19 protein-coding genes are annotated in these 21,157 nt (G+C 70.4%); 5 read left to right on the top strand and 14 right to left on the bottom strand.

Annotated features, from left to right (window positions below; translation table 11 throughout):
- The first annotated feature begins 4 nt into the window (after positions 1-4).
- The 3 genes from ABD259_RS04240 (at position 5) to ABD259_RS04250 (ending at position 3,105) form a co-directional block, all read left to right on the top strand.
- Entirely contained in the window at positions 5-1,285 is a 1,281-nt protein-coding gene (locus tag ABD259_RS04240) for a CaiB/BaiF CoA transferase family protein (RefSeq protein ID WP_344160298.1), read from the top strand.
- A gap of 97 nt (positions 1,286-1,382) precedes the next feature.
- Complete coding sequence (locus tag ABD259_RS04245; protein ID WP_344160301.1) at positions 1,383-2,573, top strand: acyl-CoA dehydrogenase family protein; 1,191 nt, start codon at positions 1,383-1,385, stop codon at positions 2,571-2,573.
- A 67-nt stretch (positions 2,574-2,640) separates the two neighbouring features.
- Positions 2,641-3,105 (top strand): nitroreductase/quinone reductase family protein, encoded by a 465-nt coding sequence (locus ABD259_RS04250; RefSeq protein WP_344104406.1) that lies wholly within the window; start codon positions 2,641-2,643, stop codon positions 3,103-3,105.
- A gap of 413 nt (positions 3,106-3,518) precedes the next feature.
- Here the strand turns inward: ABD259_RS04250 and ABD259_RS04255 are convergent, their stop codons facing one another.
- Positions 3,519-4,097 (bottom strand): hypothetical protein, encoded by a 579-nt coding sequence (locus tag ABD259_RS04255; protein ID WP_344160303.1) that lies wholly within the window; start codon positions 4,095-4,097, stop codon positions 3,519-3,521.
- A 35-nt stretch (positions 4,098-4,132) separates the two neighbouring features.
- On the opposite strand from ABD259_RS04255, the gene ABD259_RS04260 reads away from it, so the two are divergent.
- Positions 4,133-4,258, top strand: a complete 126-nt coding sequence (locus ABD259_RS04260) for a hypothetical protein (protein WP_344104410.1) — start codon at positions 4,133-4,135, stop codon at positions 4,256-4,258.
- A 302-nt stretch (positions 4,259-4,560) separates the two neighbouring features.
- Here the strand turns inward: ABD259_RS04260 and metK are convergent, their stop codons facing one another.
- From metK to pyrR, 13 genes are all read right to left on the bottom strand, one after another.
- Positions 4,561-5,754, bottom strand: coding sequence for a methionine adenosyltransferase (gene metK, locus ABD259_RS04265; RefSeq protein ID WP_344104412.1), 1,194 nt, complete (start codon positions 5,752-5,754; stop codon positions 4,561-4,563).
- A gap of 348 nt (positions 5,755-6,102) precedes the next feature.
- The gene (gene coaBC / locus ABD259_RS04270; RefSeq protein WP_344160306.1) at positions 6,103-7,341 is read right to left on the bottom strand and encodes a bifunctional phosphopantothenoylcysteine decarboxylase/phosphopantothenate--cysteine ligase CoaBC; all 1,239 of its coding nucleotides are present in this window, start codon (positions 7,339-7,341) and stop codon (positions 6,103-6,105) included.
- 45 nt (positions 7,342-7,386) lie between these two features.
- Positions 7,387-7,653, bottom strand: a complete 267-nt coding sequence (gene rpoZ / locus ABD259_RS04275) for a DNA-directed RNA polymerase subunit omega (protein WP_344104417.1) — start codon at positions 7,651-7,653, stop codon at positions 7,387-7,389.
- Between the two features lie 93 nt (positions 7,654-7,746).
- Complete coding sequence (gene gmk / locus ABD259_RS04280; RefSeq protein ID WP_344160309.1) at positions 7,747-8,343, bottom strand: guanylate kinase; 597 nt, start codon at positions 8,341-8,343, stop codon at positions 7,747-7,749.
- 395 nt (positions 8,344-8,738) lie between these two features.
- A complete protein-coding gene (mihF, locus tag ABD259_RS04285; RefSeq protein ID WP_017617039.1) occupies positions 8,739-9,062 on the bottom strand; it encodes an integration host factor, actinobacterial type in 324 nt (107 codons plus the stop codon).
- A 355-nt stretch (positions 9,063-9,417) separates the two neighbouring features.
- Positions 9,418-10,122, bottom strand: a complete 705-nt coding sequence (pyrF, locus tag ABD259_RS04290) for an orotidine-5'-phosphate decarboxylase (RefSeq protein ID WP_344160312.1) — start codon at positions 10,120-10,122, stop codon at positions 9,418-9,420.
- A 294-nt stretch (positions 10,123-10,416) separates the two neighbouring features.
- Complete coding sequence (locus ABD259_RS04295) at positions 10,417-11,379, bottom strand: dihydroorotate dehydrogenase (protein ID WP_344104424.1); 963 nt, start codon at positions 11,377-11,379, stop codon at positions 10,417-10,419.
- A 109-nt stretch (positions 11,380-11,488) separates the two neighbouring features.
- A complete protein-coding gene (locus ABD259_RS04300; protein WP_344104426.1) occupies positions 11,489-12,382 on the bottom strand; it encodes a dihydroorotate dehydrogenase electron transfer subunit in 894 nt (297 codons plus the stop codon).
- A 238-nt stretch (positions 12,383-12,620) separates the two neighbouring features.
- On the bottom strand, positions 12,621-15,938 hold the full coding sequence (carB, locus tag ABD259_RS04305) for a carbamoyl-phosphate synthase large subunit (RefSeq protein WP_344104428.1): 3,318 nt from the start codon (positions 15,936-15,938) through the stop codon (positions 12,621-12,623).
- An 8-nt stretch (positions 15,939-15,946) separates the two neighbouring features.
- Positions 15,947-17,110, bottom strand: coding sequence for a glutamine-hydrolyzing carbamoyl-phosphate synthase small subunit (carA, locus tag ABD259_RS04310; RefSeq protein ID WP_344160315.1), 1,164 nt, complete (start codon positions 17,108-17,110; stop codon positions 15,947-15,949).
- Positions 17,107-18,405: a dihydroorotase gene (locus ABD259_RS04315; RefSeq protein ID WP_344104432.1), complete on the bottom strand. Its 1,299-nt coding sequence runs from the start codon at positions 18,403-18,405 to the stop codon at positions 17,107-17,109. Before ABD259_RS04315 ends, carA begins: the two co-directional genes overlap by 4 nt.
- 5 nt (positions 18,406-18,410) lie before the next feature.
- Complete coding sequence (locus ABD259_RS04320; RefSeq protein WP_344104434.1) at positions 18,411-19,352, bottom strand: aspartate carbamoyltransferase catalytic subunit; 942 nt, start codon at positions 19,350-19,352, stop codon at positions 18,411-18,413.
- Positions 19,352-19,990: a bifunctional pyr operon transcriptional regulator/uracil phosphoribosyltransferase PyrR gene (gene pyrR / locus ABD259_RS04325; RefSeq protein WP_344104436.1), complete on the bottom strand. Its 639-nt coding sequence runs from the start codon at positions 19,988-19,990 to the stop codon at positions 19,352-19,354. The genes ABD259_RS04320 and pyrR overlap by 1 nt, the downstream gene beginning before the upstream one ends.
- A 569-nt stretch (positions 19,991-20,559) precedes the next feature.
- Here pyrR and bldD point away from each other — a divergent pair.
- A complete protein-coding gene (gene bldD / locus ABD259_RS04330) occupies positions 20,560-21,054 on the top strand; it encodes a transcriptional regulator BldD (RefSeq protein WP_017557791.1) in 495 nt (164 codons plus the stop codon).
- The last annotated feature ends 103 nt before the right edge of the window (positions 21,055-21,157 follow it).

Genomic DNA, 21,157 nt, shown 5'->3' on the forward strand with positions numbered 1-21,157 from the left:
AGCCGTGGACACACCTCACCCACCGTCAGCTCACTCGGCCCAGCCGCTGGCCGGGGTCAGGGTCGCCGATCTCTCCCGGGTCCTGGCCGGGCCGTACGCCACGATGCTCCTGGCCGACATGGGCGCCGAGGTCATCAAGGTCGAGCACCCCGACCTCGGCGACGACACCCGCTCGTGGGGGCCGCCGTGGGCCGGAGGCGAGGCCGCGTACTACCTCTCGGTCAACCGGGGCAAGCGCAGCCTCGCCGTCGATCTCAAGGACGAGGAGGGGCTGGCCGCCGTCCAGGCCCTGTGCGCCCGCGCCGACGTGGTGATCCAGAACTTCCGCCCCGGGGTCATCGAGCGCCTCGGTCTGGACTACGCCACCATCGCGGCCCGCAACCCCGGCGTCGTCTACTGCTCGATCACCGGCTTCGGCCCCGAGCACGAGCCGCAGGGGCGTCCCGGCTTCGATCTCATCGTGCAGGCGGAGAGCGGCCTGATGGCGGCCACCGGCGAGCCCGATGGGCCGCCCAGCAAGGTGGGTGTGGCCATGACCGACGTGCTCACCGGTCTGAACGCGGCGGTGGCGATCCTCGGCGCGCTGCTGCGCGCCCGCACGACCGGTGTGGGCGACCACATCACCGTTTCGCTCATCAATTCGGCACTGTCCAGTCTGGTGAACCTCACCCAGCAGGCCCTGGTGACCGGCGAGGACCCGCCGCGCTACGGCAACGCCCACTCCACGATCGTGCCCTACCAGGCGTTCCCCACGGCCGACGCCGACATCGTGATCGCCGCCGGCAACGACGCGCTGTACCGGAGGCTGTGCGCCGTGCTGAACCGCCCCGATCTGGCCGACGACCCCCGGTACGCCACCAACCCCGGCCGGGTGGCGCACCGCGAGGAGCTGGTCGGCGAGATCAGCGCGACCCTGTGCTCCCGCCCCTCCGAGGAGTGGGTGAAGCTGCTGCTGTCCGCTGGGGTCCCGGTCGGCAAGGTCCGCGGCGTGCTGGACGCGATCCGCAGCGCCGAGGCGGCGGGGGACGACGTCCTGCTGGGCGTCGAGCACCCGGTGGCCGGGCCGATGCAGCAGATCCGTGCCGGTTTCCGGCTGGAGTCGGTGCCGCGGGCCGCGGCGACCGACAGACCCGCCCTCCCGCCCCCGCTTCTCGGCCAGCACTCGGCCGAGGTCCTGCAAGAGCTGGGGGTGCCCGAGGATCGGGTCGACGCCATGATCGAACGCGGCGCGGTACACCAGAACACCGCGGCCGACAGCGGCACCGGCACGCATCGGGGCCAGTGACCGCGGGAACGGAGCACGGGAGCAGAGGACCGCGCTCACACCGTTAGCGCCGCGGCGACCACATCATCACCACCGAGGTTCGGAAAGGACGTCCCCGATGAGCGACCAGCACAAGGCCGCACCGCCCGACCCGCACGACTTCCTGGCCGTGGACGGATCGCTGTCCGACGAGGAGCGCGACATCCGCGACACCGTCCGCGACTTCGCGGCCCGCGAGCTGCGCCCGCACGTGGCCGACTGGTTCGAGGCCGGGACCATCCCCGACCCCCGTTCGCTGGCCAAGGCGTTCGGCGACCTCGGCGTGTTCGGGATGCACCTGGAGGGCTACGGGTGTGCGGGGGCGAGCGCCGTGGAGTACGGGCTGGCCTGCCGCGAGCTGGAGGCGGTCGACTCGGGGCTGCGCAGCTTCGTGTCGGTACAGGGGTCGCTGGCCATGACCGCGATCCGCAAATTCGGCTCGGAGGAGCAGAAGAACCACTGGCTGCCGCGCATGGCGGCGGGCGAGGTGATCGGCTGTTTCGGGCTGACCGAGCCCGACTCCGGGAGCGACCCGGGCTCGATGCGCACGCGGGCCCGCCGCGACGGGTCGGACTGGGTGCTGGACGGCACCAAGATGTGGATCACGAACGGCTCGATCGCCGACCTCGCGATCGTGTGGGCGGCGACCGACGAGGGCATTCGCGGCTTCGCCGTGCCCACGGACACGCCCGGCTTCAGCGCCAACCTCGTTCACAAGAAGCTGTCCCTGCGCGCCTCGATCACCTCGGAGCTGGTCCTGGACGGTGTACGGCTGCCAGGCGACGCGCTGCTGCCGGGTTCGACGGGGCTCGGGTCGCCCTTGTCCTGCCTGAATGAGGCGCGCTACGGCATCGTGTGGGGGGCCGCCGGTGCGGCGCGCGCCTGCTACGAGGCCGCGCTGGAGTACGCGACGACCCGCGAACAGTTCGGCCACCCCATCGCCGGCTTTCAGCTCACCCAGCGCAAGCTCGCCGACATGCTCGTCGACGTCAACCAGGCCGGGCTCACCGCGATGCAGATCGGGCGGCTGAAGGACCGGGGCCAGTGCCACCGCAACCACGTGAGTTTCGGGAAGTTCGCCTGCGTGGCGGCCGCCCAGCGCGTCGCGAGCACGGCGCGCTCGATCCACGGTGCCAACGGCATCACCCTGGAGTACCCGGTGCTGCGCCACATGCTGAACCTGGAGACGGTCGCCACCTACGAGGGCACCGAAGAGATCCACGCGCTCAGCCTGGGACAGGCGGTGACCGGCATCTCGGCGTTTCGCTGACGGGCGGGGGCTCGCTGCACTCGGCGTACCCAGCACAATAGTGGGGAGCCGAATTAGGGAGATGTCGATGGGGAACGACACGAGTCACTTCCGGATGACGAAGCTGCGACGCACCGCCAACGCCGTCATCGGAGGCTTCATCAAGTACGGGGTCAGCCCGCCGGACACGCAGCTGCTCACGACGCGCGGCCGCAAGTCCGGTTTCCTGCGGACGACGCCGGTGAGTCTGGTGGAGAACGAGCAGGGCCGGTTCCTCGTCGCTCCGTACGGCGAGGTGGACTGGGTGCGCAACATCCGCAAGGACCGGTACGCCACCCTGCGGCACGGCGGCTGGATCGAACTGATCAGCGTCGTCGAAGTCGACCCGGAGCGTGCGGCTCCGGTGCTCCGGGAGTACGTGAACCACCCCCGCGCCGCCGTCGTCGGCCCCTACTTCACGGCGGCGCCCGACTCCCCCCTCGACCGCTTCGTCGACGAGGCGGCGTCGCACCCGGTCTTCGAGATCGTCCGCAGCACCACGGTGCGCATCTGAGCCGCCGGAAAAGGGTTCATGCCGAACAGGTCGGGCGCCCCCGGTCACGGGGGCGCTCCTTTGCATCGAGCAGCGAGCGGCGGGGCTCGGCCACTTCGGATCGGCGCACCGGATAGGGTCCGCTCTCGCATCGGCTGACCGACCCGGAGCGGCGATGGAGATAGTTCCCTACCTCCTCGACCTTCATCTGGCTCTCATCGCGGAGTTAGCGGAGTCGTTGCCCGAGCCATCACCCCCGCAGCGTCACCCACGTGGGCCGTCCCATCGCTAGGGGAACGGGCCGGTGGGGTGCTTGTATCGGTCTGATCCGTCCAGGCCTCGCCGGCGTATCGGAACGGCTGAGGCCCGCCTCCTCTGTGGGGAGGCGGGCCTCAGGTGCGATGACGTTCAGGGGATGCCGGAACCGCGACGACTCAGGCGAAGAGCTCCTCGACCTCGCGGACCGTGGCCGCTCGCCGAACCCACTCACTGAGCAGGTCGAGATCGGTGCATTCCCGGATGCGCTTCTGCTGCTCGGCCTCGACCTTGAGTCCGCGGGCTTCGAGGAAAAGGATGATCGCCTCGGCCTCGCCCTCAGCGATGTGCTTGCGGGCGAAGTCCGTCTGCCACTCGTAGGTACCGGTCGCCATCAGGGCCTCCCACGTCTTCTGTGCCGCTGAGCTGAGCTTGGACACGATGTAGTCATTGTAGATAAGGGATCGGTCTTCGGGGACGGTGTCCAGTGCGTACTGGACAGCCTTGAGCACCGCCTCGTTATCGCCGTGCGCCGACGCCGACAGTACGGCCAGTTCCGGGGACGAGCGCGCCTGCTCCCAGTCTTCGACCACCGGGATGTGGTTCGGCCCTAGCGCCCAGGGGCGGAGGACCATGCCGTTCGGGTCGTCCTCGATCTCGATCGGGGTGCAGGCCCACGCCGCTGTTCTTTCGTCCGGGCACAGCACCAGCAGCTTGACCGGGCGGCGGAGTTGGGCTCGGAGGGTGCAGACGTGCACCGGCCAGGTGAACGCTTGTCGCGGTCCTCTCTGAGTTGGATTTCGACGACGACGGCCAGTCTCGTGCGGCTGTCTCTCAGCTGGACGGCGGCGGGCTCGCGGCCATCGGTCAGCTGGACGACACCGTCGGCCCGGTAGGAGACGGGCGTGAGCTGGGGTAGGTCCGGGCAGCCCAGGATCGCCTCGGTGTATTCGGGGAGCTCGACGTTGAAGACGTCGCGCAGGAGTTCGGGGGCGAGCTCGGGGCGGTCGTGGAACAGGCGGACTAACAGTTCGTGCTCGAATGAGGGCATGCCGGGACAGTACCGACGGTGATGGATCGATTCCGAAGAATTAATAAGAATACGTCTACCTGGACTTTTGTCCCCGGATTAGGGTGCGTCCGGAAATGACTGAGGCCCGCCTCCCTCGGTCGGGAGGCGGGCCTCAGTCGTGTGGCGTTGCGCCGACGATCGAGCGGCTTCTAGGCGCCCACGGCGGACTTGAGGGCCTCGGCGCGGGTGGGCTGCTCCCACGTGAACTCGGGGATCTCCCGGCCGAAGTGGCCGTAGGCCGCGGTGTTGGAGTAGATCGGGCGGAGCAGGTTGAGGTCGCGGACGATGGCGGCCGGGCGGAGGTCGAAGACCTCCTGGACGGCCTTTTCGATGACGTCCGGGGCGACCTGCTCGGTGCCGAAGGTCTCGATGAACACGCCGACCGGGTGGGCCTTGCCGATCGCGTAGGCCACCTGGACCTCGGCGCGGTCGGCGAGGCCGGCGGCGACGATGTTCTTGGCGACCCAGCGGGTGGCGTAGGCGGCCGAGCGGTCGACCTTGGAGGGGTCCTTGCCGGAGAAGGCGCCGCCGCCGTGGCGGGCGTAGCCGCCGTAGGTGTCGACGATGATCTTGCGGCCGGTCAGGCCGGCGTCGCCCATCGGACCGCCGATCTCGAAGCGGCCGGTCGGGTTGACCAGCAGGCGGTAGTCATCGGCCTCCAAACCGTAGTCAGCGACGACCGGCGCGATGACGTGCTCCTTGATATCGGGCGTGAGCAGCTCGCCCAGGTCGATGTCGGGGGCGTGCTGGCTGGAGACGACGACGGTGTCCAGGCGGACGGGGGTCTGGCCGTCGTACTCGACCGTGACCTGCGTCTTGCCGTCGGGACGGAGGTAGGGGACGGTGCCGTCGTGGCGGACCGCCGAGAGGCGCTGGGAGAGCGCGTGCGCCAGTTTGATCGGCAGCGGCATGAGCTCGGGGGTCTCACGGTTGGCGTAGCCGAACATCAGACCCTGGTCGCCCGCGCCCTGGCGGTCGAGCTCGTCGTCCTCGTTCTCCACGCGCGCCTCGTAGGCGGTGTCGACGCCCTGCGCGATGTCCGGCGACTGCGCGTCGATGGACACGCTGACGCCGCAGGAGGCCCCGTCGAAGCCTTTCGCGGAGGAGTCGTAGCCGATGTCGAGGATCTTCTTGCGGACGATCTCGGGGATGTCGACGTAGGTCTTGGTGGTGACCTCACCGGCGATGTGCACCTGTCCGGTGGTGATCAGCGTCTCGACCGCGACCCGGCTCCTGGGGTCGTCGACGAGCATCGCGTCGAGGATCGCGTCACTGATCTGATCGGCCATCTTGTCGGGGTGGCCTTCGGTGACCGACTCGGAGGTGAAAAGACGACGGGACACGTTACGTGACTCCTTGCAGCGGCTGCTGGCTGACAGTTGTCGGATCGGCACGGCACTCGCCGAGGCGGTGGGGGTCCCCGGTGATAACCGACCGAATCACTTGGTTTATTGGCTTCACTGTAGTGGGGCTTCCACCACCGTGGTGTGAGCGCGGGATGTGGGCGATCCGCGTCGGCCGCCCCAAAAGGACGGCCGCATGCCGAGGCACGCTTGCGGAACGCCACCTCCAACGTCTCTGACCGCAGTGTGACGCACAGGGCACCGGAAAATCCAGACTTACAGGCATACCGGGTTTGATCTGGGATTTTCCGTGCCGCACAGCGAAACGAGGTTGCTGCCCACGCAACACTACCGCTGGGTATCTCCACGGAGCGTCGGGGTCAGGCGGTCGGCGACGAGATCCCAGACACGGTCGGCCAGGGCCTCCTTGGGGCCCTGGGGGATCTCGGTGGCCGAGCCGTCCGCCCCCAACACGACGGCCTGGTTGTCCTCGGTCCCGAACGCTTTGCCGCCGCCCACCTGGTTGACGACGAGGAGGTCGCAGCCCTTGCGGGCGAGCTTCTGCCGCCCATGCTCCAGCACGCGGTCGGTTTCGGCGGCGAAGCCGACGATGAGCTGCCCGACGTGGGCGCGCTCGCGGGTGAGCCCGGCGAGGATGTCGGGGTTCTCCACCAGTTCGATCGGTGCGGGATCGGTTCCGACCTGCTTCTTGATTTTGCCGGGGGCGCGCTGCGCGGGGCGGAAGTCGGCGACGGCGGCGGCCATCACCACGACATCGGCCTTGTCGCTCTCGGCCCGCACGGCCTCCTGCAGCTCGACGGCGGAGCGGACCCGGCGCACGTCCGCGCCCGGCGGCTCGGGCAGGGTGACGTTGGCCGAGAGAAGTGTCACGTCGGCGCCCCGGGCGATCGCGGTGGCCGCCAGGGCGTACCCCTGGCGGCCCGACGAGCGGTTGCCGAGGTAGCGGACGGGGTCGATGTCCTCGCGCGTGCCGCCGGCCGTGATGAGGACGCGCCGCCCGGCAAGGTCGGGTTCGAGCCCGCCGCGCGCCAAAACGCGCCGCCCGGCGGCGAACAGGTCGGCGGGGTCCGGCAGGCGCCCCCGCCCGGTGTCGGCACCGGTGAGCCGCCCCACGGCGGGATCGAGCACAATGGCGCCGCGCGCGCGAAGCGTCGCGACGTTGGCCTGGGTTGCCGGGTGCTCCCACATCTCGGTGTGCATCGCCGGGGCGAAGACCACCGGACATCGCGCGGTGAGCAGCGTGTTGGTCAGGAGGTCGTCGGCGAGGCCGTGGGCGGCCTTGGCCAGCAGGTCGGCGGTGGCCGGAGCGACGAACACCAGGCCGGCGCGCTGCCCGATGCGGACGTGCGGTACCTCGTGTACCGCGTCCCAGACGCCGGTGGCCACCGGGCGGCCGGACAGCGCGGCCCAGGTGGGCTCACCGACGAACCGCAGCGCGTCAGCGGTCGGGACGACCTGGACACTGTGCCCGGACTCGGTGAAGAGGCGCAGCAGCTCGCACACCTTGTAGGCGGCGATTCCGGCGCCGACTCCCAGGACGACCTCGGGTGGGTTTTCGGTAGTCACGGCAGGACTCTAGCCAGGCGGGCCCGCGCGGTGGCGGGCCGCCCCTCAGGAACCCTCGTAGGGCTCAGCGGTGAGCAGCCCGGACCTGACCTCGCGCAGCGCGATGGACAGGGCCTTCTCCTGGACCTGGGTCTCGACCAGCGGGCCGACGTACTCCAGCAGGCCCTCGCCCAGCTGGGCGTAGTAGGCGTTGATCTGCCGGGCGCGCTTGGACGCCATGGTGACCAGGCTGTACTTGCTGTCGACGCACTCCAGGAGCTCGTCGATGGGCGGGTTGGTGATGCCTTCGGCGACGGCCTCGGTGCCAGCCACGTGGGTCCCCTCTGGACAGTCGGCGGCCCCATAACGGGACCTGCGGGTTTTGGTATTCGTTATGCAGACTAGCCGACGCGGGCGCGTCGGTTATCACATCTGCGGCGCAAGGATCAACGCTAGCAGTTCATCCCGCACATCCTCGACGGACGTGTTGGTGAGGCTGCGGTCGAACTCCTTCTCCGCGGCGAGCTCCTCGCGGGCGGTCTCCAGCCGACGCTGGACCACCTCCGCGGACTCGGTCCCCCGCCCGGTCAGGCGGCGTACCAGCTCCTCCCAGGACGGCGGGGCCAGGAAGACGTGGAACGCCCCGGGCATGTTCCTCCGCACCTGGCGGGCGCCCTGCAGGTCGATCTCCAGCAGCACCGGCACTCCGGCGCGCAGACGCTCCTCGACCGGGCGGCGCGGGGTGCCGTAGCGGTTGCCCGCGAACTCGGCCCACTCCAGCAGTCCGCCCTCGGCGACCATCCGGTCGAACTCGGCGTCGCTGACGAAGTGGTACTCCACCCCGTCGGTCTCCCCCGGACGCGGCGGACGCGTGGTCACCGACACCGACAGCCACACCTCGGGGTGGCGTTCCCGGATCTCCCGCACGATCGTGCTCTTGCCCACTCCGGAGGGACCGGACAGGACGGTGAGACGTTTCGCCGACACGCTCTGGTCGGCGCCGGTGGCGGATTCCGTAGGCACGTGAAGATCAAACTCTCGATGTCGCGGGTCGCTGGCGCGTGACGGGCCGGGCGGGCGCCGCACGGTGCGACAGCGTGCGGATGCGTCCGCGACGTGCTGTGCCGCCGGCCGGGGTCGACGCGGGGTCGACGCGAGGCGGCGGTCCGGTGCGCGGACTGTGGATGATTGGTCTTTTATACCACTGTGCCGCGGCGCGGCTGACGGAGTTGCCCCGGATCCACCAGGGCTCCTCCGTCGGCACCGCACCGCGGCACAGGGCGTCCGCTACACGTTGTGTCGGCCGCCGTCGGCGGTCGACCGGCTACAGCGTCAGGTCCAGCGCCCGGACTCGCGTTCGGTCACCGGACCTCCGCGCGATTCCCACCGACAGTGGGGAACCGCACAGACGCCGATCGCTACTCGGTCTTTTCGCCGAATTCCTTCTCCAGGGACGAGCGCTGGTTAGCGCCCAGCCCCCGGACGCGGCGGGACTCGGCGATGTTCAGTCGCTCCATGATCTGCTTGGCGCGGACCTTGCCGACGCCGGGGAGCGACTCAAGCAGAGCAGAGACCTTCATCTTGCCGATGACGTCATCGGTCTGTCCGTCGGCGAGAACCTCGGAGAGGCTGATGCCGCCGTGCTTCAGCTTGCTCTTGACTTCCGCGCGCTCTTTTCTGGCCTTTGCGGCTTTCTCCAGAGCCGCGGCGCGCTGTTCGGGTGTGAGGGGAGGAAGGGCCACGCCGGGTCACCTCGGTTTTCTCTCGTTTGTAGAGGGCGGACGCCTGCGCAAGTTAGTAGGTTCCGACCCTGTTCGGCAACGCAAAGTGGCCTTTCAAGCGGCTTTTCCTCAAACTAACTACTTTCTGTAGCCGACCGACTGCACACAGGTGCGAAACTTGCCGCTTTTCGCCCCCTCGCGAGAGATAACCGTTTCGGTTTCCCAGCCGGTGAAAGCGAGTGCCGCAGGTCACAAGCCTCCTCCCCGGGCTCCATTTCGGACATGCCGGTTTTGTCGCCCGCCGTGACCGGATCCGGCCACATCCGGGACCGAGTTCCCGATCACCCGAGCCGGCCCGGACACCCGGAGGGGGTCCTCACGACGATGGGGTCGCCTGCGCGCGGCGCAGCGCCGCCGCGATCGACGCCGCAGCGGCGCCGGGGTCGGCCGCGCGGGTGATGGGGCGACCGATGACGAGCAGGTCGGCTCCGGCCTCGACCGCCTCCTCCGGCGTCGCCACCCGGGCCTGGTCGCCTCTCTCCGCCCCCGCCGGGCGCACCCCCGGTGTGATCAGCGTGATGTCGGGGCCCACCTCCGCGCGCAGGGAGGCGACCTCCCACGGCGAGCAGACCAGCGCCCGCGCCCCCGACTCCACGGCCAGCACCGCGAGCCGCCGGGCGGTCTCCGACGCCGGGCCGCGCATCCCGATCTCGTCCAGCGCCTTCTCGTCCAGCGACGTGAGAACCGTCACCGCCGCGATCTGGGTCTGCGGAGCCGCCTCCACCGCCGCCTTGACCATGTCCCGGCCACCGGCCGCGTGCACCGTCAGGATCGACGGCTTGAAGCGGGCGATGTTGCGCGCCGCCCCGGCCACGGTGGCCGGGATGTCGTGGAGCTTCAGGTCGAGGAAGACCTCAACCTTGTTGGCCCCGCGAACGGTGGTGATCACCTCGGGGCCGTAGCGCAGGTACAGCTCCAGCCCCACCTTGACCGTGCTGACGTGCGGCGCCACGGCCGACGCCCATCGGGCTGCTGTCTCGATCTCGGGTGCGTCGATAGCGACGGCGATTGGCGCGGCCACGATCGTTCTCCTTACGTGTCGCAGTGCGAGCGAATGCTGATGCAGGGGTTGTGTGCGCGGAGCACCGCCGGGAGCGGCGCGTCCGCCTACGGATGGACAGACACGGATACGGCTACAAGACACAAACACAAACACTGTCACTGACACACTGCCACCTGCGATTCCCCGGTTCGCCCGGTTCATGCGTGTGGCAGCGATGATGCTTGTACGGCGCCCAGACGGCGCCAGCCGCGCGAACCTGGTCGGATGACCCTCCCGAGCCTGGTTCGGTCCTGTGGCGCCGCAGGGACCGTTTCAGAGCGCCGCGGATGTGTTTCCCAGTGCGGCCCCCATCGGTCGGTGCGCGGTCCCGATGAGGTCGGCGACCCGCTTCACCCCCCGGTCGTCCAGCGTCTCCTCCAGTTCACGCAGGATGCGCACACACGCCGAGGGGTCGGCGAAGTTCATCGTCCCCACTGCGACCGCCGAGGCCCCAGCCGCCAGGAATTCCAGCACGTCGGCCCCGGTGCGCACCCCGCCCATGCCGATGATCGGCACGTGCGGCAGAGCGGCGTGCACTTCGTAGACGCAGCCCACGGCGATCGGGCGGATGGCCGGCCCTGACAGTCCGCCCATCCCCCCGGCGACCGCCGGGCGCAGCGTCCCCGGGTCGATGGTCATCCCGCGCACCGAGTTGACCATCGACAGGCCGTCGCCCCGCGCCTCGACGCACGCCGTCGCCAGCCCGACCAGGTCGGGCACGTCCGGCGCGAGCTTGGCGAAGACCGGGACGTCGGAGCGCGTGTGCGAGCGGACCGCGTTCACCACCCGCGCCGCCTCCTCGGGGTCGTCGGCGAAATGCCGCCCCTGCCCCGCCGGGTTCGGGCACGAGAGGTTAACCTCGATCACGTCGACCCCCGGCGCGTCGGAGATCCGCCGCGCCAGCTCACCGTACTCACCGGCGCTGCCCCCGGCGACGGAGACCACGGCCCGCCCGCCCCGGGAGATCAGCCACGGCAGGTCGCGCTGGAGTAGCACGTCGACACCGGGTCCCTGCAGCCCGGTGGCGCTCAGCATGCCGCTGGGCGTCTCGGCGACGCGCGGGGCGGGGCGGCCCGCGCGCGGCTCCAGCATGACCGACTTCGTCGTCACCGCGCCGATCCGCGCGATGTCGAAGTACTGGGCCAGCTCCCGCCCGCTGCCCGCGCAGCCGGCCGCCGTCATGACGGGGTTCTCCAGTTCCACGTTGCTCAGCCGAGTCCGCAGATCAGGGCTCATCCCCGGGGCGCCTTTCCTGTCCGGTGGGGTACGGGTGCGGGGGTGCCGCGACCAGCCGGCACACGGCGGTCGGGGCACGCGGGGCGTCGGCCGCCGGAGCCGCGGCCCCTCACCCGGCTTCCCGATCGGTGACGTCGCTGTCGTGGTGCGCCTTCCAGCCCGGCGCGCCCAGGGCGTCGAACGGGATCGTGCCCACGTCGTCGAAGCGCACGCGCTCGCCGCGGAACACCGGCCCGTCCATGCAGGTGCGCACCATCCGGGTGATGCCGTCCTCGCCCACGACCGGGATCACGCAGGTCATGCACAGCCCGGTCCCGCAGGCCATCGTCTCCTCCACCGCGACCTGCACCGGGATGCCGTGCGCCGAGGCCACAGCGGTGACCTCGCGCAGCATCGGCATCGGCCCGCAGGAGTAGACCACGTCGGACCGCGCGTCCTCGATCACCCGCCCGAGGGCGTCGGTGACCGTGCCGTGCACACCGAAGGAGCCGTCGTCGGTGGTGAAGGTCGCGGTCTCGGCGACCCGGCGGGCGGTGATGGCACTGAACACCCGGTCGGCCGAGGCCGCGCCGAGGACGAAGTCGACCCGGCACCCTCGGCGGCGCAGGGAGAGCGCCAGCGGGAAGAGCGGGGCCGCGCCGGAGCCGCCCCCGGCCAGCACGCAGTTGACCGGGTCGCGGGGAAGCGGGAAGGGGCGTCCCAGCGGCCCGACGATGTCGAGCAGGTCGCGCGAGCGCCGCTCGGACAGCCACGCCGTACCCTGGCCGCGCACCGAGAACAGGAACTCCACGGTGCCGCCGTAGTCGGGCTTGACGTCGTGGATGGCGAACGGACGGCGCAGCAGCGCGCTGGACTGCTCCCCGCCGACCGCCACCGACACGAACTGTCCGGCGCGGAACCGCTCGGCGATGCCCGGTGCCACCACGGTGATCGCGTAGTAGGCGTCCACCCGCCGCACGGTCAGCACCGGGCAGCGGATCTGGACCGGTCCCTGCTCACTCATCGGGACCTCCCGCCGGCGCGGCCGCCCCGCTGTACTGGCGGCGGGGGCGAGGGAGTGTTCCCCGCACGGTTCCGGATCAGCGAGCGTCGCACTGGTGGACGCGCACCCGGAATGGTGCGGGAAACACGGCCGAAGGGCGCCGGTGTCCCAGCCCGTCGTCCACGGGACGGGGGTGCTCCCCCGCTCGCAGCGATCTCCTCACGTCCGGTCACCGGCGCGCCCCTCGCTCCCTACGTGCTCAGTCGGTGGACCCGCGCAGGGACGCGGCGTGCTCCTGGAGGGAGCGCACGCCGATGTCACCGCGTACCAGGGCCTCGATCCCCTGCACGGCCGCGGCCAGCCCCTGCACCGTCGTCACGCTCGGCACGCCGCGCAGGACCGCGGCGGTGCGGATCTCGTAGCCGTCGAGACGCGGCCCGGACTGGCCCGCCCCGCCGAACGGCGTGTTGACGATGAGGTCCACGTCTCCATCGTGGATGAGTTGCACGATAGTGGGTTCGTTGTTGGCTCCGGGGCCTTCGCTGTGTTTCCGAACCACGCGGGCCTGGACCCCGTTGCGCCGTAGCACCCACGCCGTGCCCTCGGTGGCCAGGATCTCGAAGCCGAGATCGGCCAGCCGCTTCACCGGGAAGATCATCGAGCGCTTGTCCCGGTTGGCGACCGAAACGAACACCGAACCCGTTGTCGGCAGCGACCCGAAAGCGGCCTGGGACGACTTGGCATAGGCGGCGCCGAAGGCCTCGTCCAGGCCCATGACCTCGCCCGTGGAGCGCATCTCCGGGCCGAGGACGGTGTCGACGCCCTCGCCCTTCTTGTCGATGAAGCGGTTGAAGGGCAGCACCGCCTCCTTGACCGAGACCGGCGCGTCCATCGGCAGGGTGCCGCCGTCGCCCTCCGCCGGCAGCAGCCCCTCGGCCCGCAGCTCGGCGATGGTGGCGCCCAGCATCACCCGGGAGGCGGCCTTGGCCAGCGGCACAGCGGTCGCCTTCGAGACGAACGGCACCGTGCGCGAGGCGCGCGGGTTGGCCTCCAGCACGTAGAGGACGCCCGAGGCGAGCGCGAACTGGATGTTGATCAGACCGCGCACGCCGGTACCCCGGGCGATCGCCTCGGTGGAGTAGCGGATCCGCTCGTAGTCCTCATTGCCCAGTGTCACGGCGGGCAGCGCGCACGCCGAGTCGCCGGAGTGGATTCCGGCCTCCTCGATGTGCTCCATGACGCCGCCGAGGAAGAGATCGGTGCCGTCGTAGATCGCGTCCACGTCGATCTCGATGGCGTCGTCGAGGAAGCGGTCGATCAGCACCGGGTACTCCGGGCTGACCTCGGCGTTGCGCTGGATGTAGTCGCGCAGCATGTCCTCGCTGTAGACGATCTCCATGCCGCGCCCGCCCAGCACGTAGGAGGGGCGCACCATGACCGGGTAGCCGATCTCGGCGGCGACCTCGCGCGCCTGCTCGAACGAGGTGGCGGTGCCGTGCTTGGGCGCGGGCAGCCCGGCGTCGGTCAGCACCTTGCCGAACTCGCCGCGGTCCTCGGCCAGGTCGATGGCCTCGGGGCTGGTGCCGACGATGGGCACCCCGGCCGCCTTGAGGTCGCGGGCGAGCCCGAGGGGGGTCTGTCCGCCCAGCTGCACGATGACCCCGGCGACCGGGCCGGCGAGCTGCTCGGCGCGGACCACCTCCAGCACGTCCTCCAGGGTGAGCGGCTCGAAGTAGAGCCGGTCGCTGGTGTCGTAGTCGGTGGAGACGGTTTCGGGGTTGCAGTTGACCATGACGGTCTCGTAGCCGGCTGCCGACAGCGCGAAGGAGGCGTGCACGCAGCTGTAGTCGAACTCGACGCCCTGGCCGATCCGGTTGGGCCCGGAGCCCAGGATGATCACCTTGGGCTTGGTGCCCTCGGGGACCTCGGTCTCCTCGTCGTAGCTGGAGTACATGTAGGGCGTCTGGGCGGCGAACTCGGCCGCGCAGGTGTCCACGGTCAGGTAGACGGGGTGGACGCCCATGGCGTAGCGGAGCTCCCGGACGACCACCTCGGACTTGCCGGTGATCTCGCCGATCTGGGTGTCGGAGAAACCGAGCCGCTTGGCCGTGCGCAGCAGCTCCGCGTCGAGCTTGGGCGCCGCGGCGATGGTGCGGGCGGTCTCCTCCAGCAGCATGAGCTGGTCGACGAACCACGGGTCGATCCGGGTGGCGGCGTGCACCTCGGCGACGCTCGCTCCGGCCCGCAGCGCCTGCTGTACCAGGCGCAGCCGCTGCTCCCCGGGGACGGCGGCGGCCTTCAGCAGGGCCTCCTTGCCGCGGACCTCCCCCACGCCGGGGTCTCCGGCCCAGGTGAGTCCGACGCCCTTCTTCTCCACCGAGCGCATGGCCTTCTGCAGCGCCTCGGGGAAGGACCGGCCGATGGCCATGGCCTCGCCCACCGACTTCATGGTGGTGGTCAGCGACGTGTCGGCGCCGGGGAACTTCTCGAAGGCGAACCGCGGCACCTTGACGACGACGTAGTCGAGGGCCGGCTCGAAGCTGGCGGGGGTCTCGCGGGTGATGTCGTTGGGGATCTCGTCGAGCGTGTAGCCGACAGCCAGCTTCGCGGCGATCTTGGCGATCGGGAAGCCGGTGGCCTTGGAGGCCAGCGCGGAGGACCGGGAGACGCGCGGGTTCATCTCGATGACGATCATCCGGCCGGTCTCCGGGTGGATCGCGAACTGGATGTTGCAGCCGCCGGTGTCGACACCGACCTCGCGGATGACCGCGATACCGATGTCGCGCATGTGCTGGTACTCGCGGTCGGTCAGGGTCATGGCCGGGGCGACGGTGATGGAGTCACCGGTGTGCACGCCCATCGGGTCGAGGTTCTCGATGGAGCAGACGACGACCACGTTGTCGTTGGCGTCGCGCATCAGCTCCAGCTCGTACTCCTTCCAGCCGAGGATGGACTCCTCCAGGAGCACCTCGCTGGTCGGCGACAGGTTGAGCCCCTGGCCGGCGATGCGGCGCAGGTCGGCCTCGTCGTGGGCGAAGCCGGAGCCGGCGCCGCCCATGGTGAACGAGGGCCGGACGACGACCGGGTAGTTGAGCTCCTCGGCGGCGTCCAGGCACTCCTGCAGGGTGTGGCAGATACGGGAGCGGGCGGACTCGCCGCCGATGCGCCCGACGATCCCCTTGAAGGTCTCGCGATCCTCCCCCGAGCGGATGGCCTCGATGTTGGCACCGATCAGCTCGACGTTGTACTTGGCGAGCACGCCCGCCTCATGCAGGGCGACGGCGGCGTTGAGCGCGGTCTGCCCGCCCAGGGTGGGCAGCAGGGCGTCGGGGTTCTCCTTGGCGATGATCTTCTCGATCATCTCCGGGGTGATCGGCTCGACGTAGGTGGCGTCGGCGATCTCCGGGTCGGTCATGATCGTGGCCGGGTTGGAGTTGACCAGGATGACGCGCAGGCCTTCGGCCTTGAGCACGCGGCAGGCCTGGGTACCGGAGTAGTCGAACTCGGCGGCCTGCCCGATCACGATCGGCCCGGAGCCGATCACGAGAACGGATGACAGATCACTACGGCGCGGCATGGTTTCCTCTAGGACTGGGCGGGCTGGGCTGGCTGGGCGGAATCGGCGGCCATCAGGTCGCAGAACGCGTCGAACAGTTCGGCGGCGTCGTGCGGGCCCGCGGCGGCTTCGGGGTGGTACTGGACGCTGAACGCGGGTCGGTCCAGGAGCCGCAGCCCCTCCACCACGTTGTCGTTGAGACCGAAGTAGCTGACCTCGGCACGGCCGTAGGGGGTGTCGAACGGCCCGCCGGTGGGCGCGTCGACGGCGAACCCGTGGTTCTGGCTGGTGATGTACACCCGGCCGCTGTGGACGTCGCGCACGGGCTGGTTGACGCCGCGGTGGCCGAACCGCAGCTTGTAGGTGCCCAGCCCCAGGGCGCGGCCCAGGATCTGGTTGCCGAAGCAGATGCCGAACAGCGGCTTCCCGGCGTCCAGCACGCCGCGCATGGCGGCGACGGGGCCGTCGGCGGTCGCGGGGTCGCCAGGGCCGTTGGAGAAGAAGACGCCGTCGGTGTCCAACGCGAGGATCTCCTCGGCGGTGGCGGTGGCGGGCAGCACCGTGACCTCGCAGCCGCGTTCGGCCAGCCGCTGCGGGGTCATGGCCTTGATGCCGAGGTCCACGGCGGCGACCCGGTAGCGGGTGGGCACGCCCTGCGGCGGGGCGACGGTGTAGGGCTCGGTGGTGGTGACCTCGCCCATGAGGTCGGCCCCGGCCATGCGCGGGCTGGCGGTCACCCGCTCCAGCAGCGCCGCGGGGTCGGTCTCGGTGGTGCTGATGGCCGCGCGCATGGCGCCGCGGTCGCGCAGGTGCCGGGTGAGCGCGCGGGTGCCGGGCATGGCGATGCCGACGACGCCCTGGCGGCGCAGCTCCTCGTCCAGGGTGCGCTGGGCGCGCCAGTTGGAGGGGATGCGGGCGGGTTCGCGCACGACATACCCGGCGACCCAGATCCGGCCGGACTCGGGGTCATCGTCGTTGACCCCGGTGTTGCCGATGTGCGGGGCGGTCATGGCCACGATCTGGCGGTGGTAGGAGGGGTCGGTGAGCGTCTCCTGGTAGCCGGTCATGCCGGTGTTGAACACGATCTCGCCGAACGTCTCGCCTTGGGCGCCGAACGAGCGGCCGTGGAACACCCGGCCGTCTTCGAGCACCAGGATCGCGGGCACGTCGGTGGTGGTCGTCTGTGCAGTCACTGAATCTTCCCATCGAGGACCGTCGGAACGCCGCGGAGGAACGTCGCGGCCACATTCCCGGGCAGGGTCATCCCCCGGTAGGGGGTGTTGCCGCTCTTGGAGACCATGGCGGCGCCGGTGACCTGGCGCTCGCCGGCCGGGTCGTAGAGCGTGATGTTGGCCGGTTCACCGACCGCGATCGGGCGGCCCTGGCCGCCGATCCGGCTGATGCGGGCCGGGGTGGCCGACATGCGCTCGGCGACGCCGGCCCAGTCGAGCAGGCCGGTGTCGACCATGGCGTGCTGGACGACCGACAGGGCGGTCTCCAGGCCCACCATGCCCATCGCGGCGTTGGCCCATTCGGTCTCCTTGGCCTCGACCGGGTGCGGCGCGTGGTCGGTGGCGACGCAGTCGATCGTGCCGTCGGCGAGGGCGGCGCGCAGAGCATGCACGTCCTCGGCGGTGCGCAGGGGCGGGTTGACCTTGTAGATGGGATCGTAGCTCTCGGCGCGCTCGTCGGTGAGCAGCAGGTGGTGCGGGGTGACCTCGGCGGTGACGTCGCAGCCGCGCGCCTTGGCCTCGCGGATGATCCGCACCGAGCCCCTGGTGGAGACGTGGCAGACGTGCAGCCGCGAGCCGACGTGCTGGGCGAGCAGGCAGTCACGGGCGATGATGGCCTCCTCGGCCACCGCCGGCCACCCGGCCAGGCCGAGCCGGTCGGAGACGACGCCCTCGTTCATCTGGGCGCCCTCGGTCAGCCGCGGCTCCTGGGCGTGCTGGGCGACGACGCCGTCGAAGGCCTTGACGTACTCCAGGGCACGCCGCATCAGCAGGGGGTCGGCGACGCACAGTCCGTCGTCGGAGAACACCCGCACCTGTGCCGGTGAGTCGGCCATGGCACCCAGCTCGGCCAGGCGCTCCCCGCCCAGGCCGTGGGTGACGGCGCCGACGGGCTGGACGTCGCAGTACCCGGCCTCACGGCCGAGCCGCCAGACCTGCTCGACGACGCCGGCGGTGTCGGCGACCGGGTCGGTGTTGGCCATGGCGTGCACGGCGGTGTAGCCGCCCATGGCGGCGGACCGGGAGCCGCTGGCCACCGTCTCGGCGTCCTCGCGGCCGGGCTCGCGCAGGTGGGTGTGGAGGTCGACCAGGCCGGGCAGGGCGATCAGGCCGTGGGCCTCGACGACCGTAACGCCCTCGGCGTCCAGTCCGGCGCCGATGGCCGCGACGGCGCCGTCGCGCAGCAGGATGTCCGTCGGCTCTCCGCCCAGGATGCGGACCCCGCGGATGAGGTGGTTCACGCTTCTCTCTTCCATTTCCGTCAGTTGCCCGCGTCCCTGGCGCCGATCGCGGATTCCGAACCGCCGAGCAGGAGGTAGAGCACGGCCATGCGGATGCTCAGGCCGTTGGCGACCTGCTCGGTGACGGTGCACCGCGGGGAGTCGGCGACCTCGGCGGAGATCTCCATGCCGCGGACCATCGGGCCGGGGTGCATGGCGATGGCCTCGTCGTGCATCTTGGCGAAGCGCTCGCCGTCCAGGCCGTAGCGGCGGCTGTACTCGCGCGGGGTCGGGAAGTAGGCGCCCTGCATGCGCTCGGCCTGCACGCGCAGCATCATCACGACGTCGCTCTTGGCCAGTGTCTCGTCGAGATCGTAGGAGACCGAGCAGGGCCAGGTGTGCACGGAGACCGGCATCAGCGTGGGCGGGGCCACCAGGGTGGTCTCGGCGCCCAGGGTGTGCAGGAGCAGCACGTTGGAGCGGGCGACCCTGCTGTGCCGGACGTCGCCGACGATGGCGACGCGCAGGCCGTCGAGGCGGCCCATACGCTCGCGCATGGTGTAGACGTCCAGCAGCGCCTGGGTGGGGTGCTCGTGGGTGCCGTCACCCGCGTTGAGGACCGAGCCGTCGACCCAGCCGGAGAGCCGGTGGGCGGCGCCGGACGCGGAGTGGCGGATGACGACGCCGTCGGCGCCCATCGCCTGGAGGGTGAGCGCGGTGTCCTTGAGGCTCTCGCCCTTGGAGACGCTGGAGCCCTTGGCCGAGAAGTTGATGACGTCGGCGGAGAGGCGCTTGGCGGCGAGCTCGAAGGAGGTGCGGGTGCGGGTGGAGTCCTCGTAGAAGAGGTTGACCACGGTGCGCCCGCGCAGGGTCGGGAACTTCTTGACCGAGCGCGCCCCGGCCTGGGCGAGTTCCCGGGCGGTGTCGAGGATGAGGGTGGCCTCGTCGCGGCTGAGGTCCCCAGCGGAGAGCAGGTGTCGCATCAGTGGTCGTCCTCCGCTCCGGGGCGGGGTTTGGCGGGGCCGAGCATGACAGCGTCGCGGCCGTCAAGCTCGTCGAGGAGGACCGTGACGTTCTCGCGGAGGGAGGTCGGCAGGTTCTTGCCGACGTAGTCCGCGCGGATCGGCAGTTCGCGGTGGCCGCGGTCGACGAGGGTGGCGAGCTGGACGGCGCGCGGGCGGCCCAGGTCGTTGAGGGCGTCGAGGGCGGCGCGGACGGTGCGACCGGAGAAGAGAACGTCGTCGACGAGGACGACGAGGCGTCCGTCGATTCCCTCGGCAGGGATGTCGGTGCGGCCGAGCGCCCGCGCGGGGGCCAGTCGGAGGTCGTCGCGGTACATGGTGATGTCCAGCGACCCCCAGGGGACGGTGCGCTCCTCTACGCGCTCGATGCGCTGAGCGAGTCGCCGGGCGAGCGGGACGCCCCGAGTGGGAATTCCCAGTAGGGTGACGTCTTCTCCGCCCTTGGTTCGTTCGAGGACCTCATGGGCGATGCGGGTGAGCGCCCGTTGGATCTCGGGTCCTTCGAGAACGGTTTTGGAATCGCCGTGGTCGGCGGGTTTCGGCGGACCTTCTGCATGCGCGGTCCACGCGTCACCTTCTGTGCGCTTTTGGGCACACAAAGTAGTGACCCCCTTCCCTGCCTCACTGAACAGGTAGTTAAAGGATGTCGTTCGGCCCCACGCTACCAGTGCCGCCACCCATGACCTGGCCGCGCGGCAGGAGCAAACATGGCAAAAATATGATACTGATCACATAACGATCTCTTGACTATGCAGTGGTACGCCACATTCCGGATCTGCTCCACCCCGTTGAGTTCACCCCCTGAAAACACGGAATCCCCTACGCCTGCGGGCTTTTCGACTCTTGACAGACCCGCGGCGCGACCCCCTTGATCCCGGTATGAGAGACCCCTCACTTACACACGGTTTGGCCACTGATTAGTCGCGTTTCCACCTAACGGCTTGACCTGGCGCGCGGACCGCCCTACCGTCACTGTCCGTAACCAATCTGGGTGGGGGACGCTCCGTGTCACCCGACGCACGAGTTCGGTGTGGCCCGTTGCACGGAGTGGTGGCCCCCCGCGGAAGGCAGCACACAACGCGGCGTTCCGCCGGACGGGCCGTGGTCGGCGAACGCCGGATCCACCACCCACGCCAGCCACCTTCACGGCCGGGGAGCGACGAAGAAGATGCCATCCGAATACGCGAAGTCCCTCGGCGCGCGCCTGCGCGCCATCCGCACCCAGCAGGGGCTGTCCCTGCACGGGGTGGAGGAGAAGTCCCACGGGCGCTGGAAGGCCGTCGTGGTGGGGTCCTACGAGCGCGGTGACCGCGCCGTCACCGTGCAGAAGCTCGCCGAGCTCGCCGACTTCTACGGCGTGCCGATGTCCGAACTGCTTCCCGGTGGCGCCGCGCCAACGCCGCTCGGCCCCACGCCGAAGCTCGTCATCGACCTGGAGCGCATGCAGCAGCTGCCGCAGGAGAAGGCGGGGCCGCTCGCCCGCTACGTCGCGACCATCCAGAGCCAGCGCGGCGACTACAACGGCCGCGTTCTCTCGATCCGCCAGGAGGACCTGCGTTCGCTGGCGGTCATCTACGACCGCTCGCCCAGCGACCTCACCGAGGAGCTCATCAACTGGGGCGTCCTCGACCCGGAAGCGCGCCGCGCGGTCGACGCCTTCTAGACAACCCAGAACCGGACCGGTTCCTTCGTCAACGCCCCCCTGCCCCAGGGGCTCCCTGCACGCGTCACCGACGGCCGCGCACCTCGCTGAAGGTGCGCGGCCG

The organism is Nocardiopsis rhodophaea (assembly GCF_039530945.1).
GTDB lineage: Bacteria > Actinomycetota > Actinomycetes > Streptosporangiales > Streptosporangiaceae > Nocardiopsis_C > Nocardiopsis_C rhodophaea.

Excerpts from the sequence above, each read along its gene's own strand:
- carB (WP_344104428.1), bottom strand. The coding sequence starts at position 15,938 with ATGCCGCGCCGTAGTGATCTGTCATCCGTTCTCGTGATCGGCTCCGGG.
- ABD259_RS04245 (WP_344160301.1), top strand. The coding sequence starts at position 1,383 with ATGAGCGACCAGCACAAGGCCGCACCGCCCGACCCGCACGACTTCCTG.
- ABD259_RS04300 (WP_344104426.1), bottom strand. The coding sequence starts at position 12,382 with ATGAGTGAGCAGGGACCGGTCCAGATCCGCTGCCCGGTGCTGACCGTG.
- ABD259_RS04295 (WP_344104424.1), bottom strand. The coding sequence starts at position 11,379 with ATGAGCCCTGATCTGCGGACTCGGCTGAGCAACGTGGAACTGGAGAAC.
- ABD259_RS04315 (WP_344104432.1), bottom strand. The coding sequence starts at position 18,405 with ATGGAAGAGAGAAGCGTGAACCACCTCATCCGCGGGGTCCGCATCCTG.
- ABD259_RS04320 (WP_344104434.1), bottom strand. The coding sequence starts at position 19,352 with ATGCGACACCTGCTCTCCGCTGGGGACCTCAGCCGCGACGAGGCCACC.
- bldD (WP_017557791.1), top strand. The coding sequence starts at position 20,560 with ATGCCATCCGAATACGCGAAGTCCCTCGGCGCGCGCCTGCGCGCCATC.
- ABD259_RS04250 (WP_344104406.1), top strand. The coding sequence starts at position 2,641 with ATGGGGAACGACACGAGTCACTTCCGGATGACGAAGCTGCGACGCACC.